Origin of the sequence: Paracoccus marinaquae (assembly GCF_018860165.1) — a bacterium.
GTDB classification, from domain to species: domain Bacteria; phylum Pseudomonadota; class Alphaproteobacteria; order Rhodobacterales; family Rhodobacteraceae; genus Paracoccus; species Paracoccus marinaquae.
In genome coordinates this window covers 1-1685 of the sequence record NZ_JAHKNG010000112.1, presented here as the reverse complement: position 1 = coordinate 1685, position 1685 = coordinate 1, and the positions used below count along the sequence as shown (strand labels likewise).

Here is a 1685-nt window from a genome sequence, read left to right as displayed (position 1 = left end):
ATTGTGAGCGCTGTGGGGATCGATGGTGCGACGGTGACCCAGGTTGCGCAGCGCCACGAGGTGACGCGCCAGCAGATCTACGCTTGGCGTCACGAGCTGAAGCGGAAGGGTTTGTGGTCGCCCGAGGCGGGTGCGCTGTTCTTGCCGGCCGGCATGGTGCCCGAGATGGGGCTTGCGGTAGTTGAGCCTCCGGCGGCGGCCGCGGCCGTCGGTCCGGCAGCCTGGGTTGAACTGCGCCTCGCGAAGGGTCGCGTGCTACGGTTCGAGAGCAGCATTGACGACGCGGCGCTGTCCCGCCTTATCCGCACGGTGGATGCCGCATGATCGGACCGGGAACCGGGGTGCGGGTGTATCTGGCCTGTGGGCCGACGGATATGCGGAAAGGGATCGGAGGTTTGGCGGCGCTGGCGCAGGACGTGCTGCGGCAGAAGCCGACCGGGGGTGCGGTCTTCGCCTTCCGTGGCCGCAAGGGCGACCGGCTGAAGCTGCTCTACTGGGACGGTCAGGGGTTCTGCCTTTACTACAAGGTCCTCGAGCGCGGGCGCTTTCCCTGGCCGAACAGCGGCTCGGGGGTGGTGCGCCTGACCTCGGCGCAGCTGGCGATGCTGTGGGAAGGGATCGACTGGCGGCGGCCGGACTGGGGCGCACCACCGGCCCGGGTTGGGTGATTTATCCACCTGAAACGCCTTGTTTTTATGGTGCCTCCTGAGCGCCTGTGGTAAGTGATGGCATGTCGAACGACACGCCCATCCTTCCCGAAGATCCCGCCATTCTGAAGGCGATGATCGCCACCTTGCAGGCGGAGAACGCGAAGATGTTGGCGACGATCCGGGCGCATGACCAGCTCATCCAGACGTTGCGACTGCGGATCGCGAAGCTCAAGAAGCAGGCCTTCGGCAAGTCTTCGGAGAAGATCGAGCGCGAAATCGAACAGCTCGAGTTGGCACTCGAGGATCTGCTCATCGCCAGCGCCGAAAGCACCACCACTCTGGCGGACGAAGACGAGGCGGATTCTGCGCCCGAGGCGACGACCGGCGATATCGACGAGCGCATGCCCCGCCGTCGCCCCCGCGTGTCAGCAACCACCCCACGCGAGCGGCGCGAGCTTGACCCGGGCAGCTGCTGCCCGGATTGCGGCGGCGACCTGCGGCTCGTGGGCGAAGACATGAGCGAGATGCTCGACCTGGTCGCGGCGCAGCTGAAGGTCCTGCAGATCGCGCGGCTGAAGAAGTCCTGCCGCCGCTGCGAAACGATGGTGCAGACACCCGCGCCCAGCCGTCCGATCCCCGGCAGCATGGCGAGCGCGGCACTGCTGGCCTGGATCCTCGTCTCCAAGTTCGACGATCATTTGCCCTTGTATCGCCAGTCCGAGATCTTCGCCCGCATGGGGGCCGACATTCCGGACAGCACGCTGGTCGATTGGTGCGGGCGGGCGATGAAGGTGCTGGCCCCGCTGATCGAACGGATCGAGGCCGATGTGATGGCCAGTGATCTCCTCCACGCCGATGACACCCCGATCCGGGTGCTGGACCGGTCCCTGCGGGACCGAGGTCTCGGCAAGGGAGTCAAGAAAGGCAGGATCTGGGCCTATGTCCGGGATCATCGGCCTTGGGCGGGGACCACACCGCCCGGGGCGGTTTACCGCTTCGCCCCGGACTGGAAGGAAGAACACGTCCATCGTCATC

The 1685-nt window shown here is 66.2% G+C and carries 3 protein-coding genes; all 3 read left to right on the top strand.

What is annotated here, in order from left to right; translation table 11 throughout:
* Window positions 1–324: transposase (locus KNW02_RS20505; RefSeq protein WP_216035027.1), on the top strand; the 324-nt coding region annotated here is incomplete at its 5' end.
* Complete coding sequence (gene tnpB, locus KNW02_RS20500; protein ID WP_216035026.1) at window positions 321–668, top strand: IS66 family insertion sequence element accessory protein TnpB; 348 nt, start codon at window positions 321–323, stop codon at window positions 666–668. The genes KNW02_RS20505 and tnpB, both read left to right, overlap by 4 nt.
* A 62-nt stretch (window positions 669–730) precedes the next feature.
* Window positions 731–1685 (top strand): IS66 family transposase (tnpC, locus tag KNW02_RS20495; RefSeq protein WP_216035025.1); only part of this gene is annotated, 955 nt, incomplete at its 3' end.

What these genes read in the sequence shown, in the direction of transcription:
- tnpB (WP_216035026.1), top strand. Translation starts at nt 321, where the DNA reads ATGATCGGACCGGGAACCGGGGTGCGGGTGTATCTGGCCTGTGGGCCG.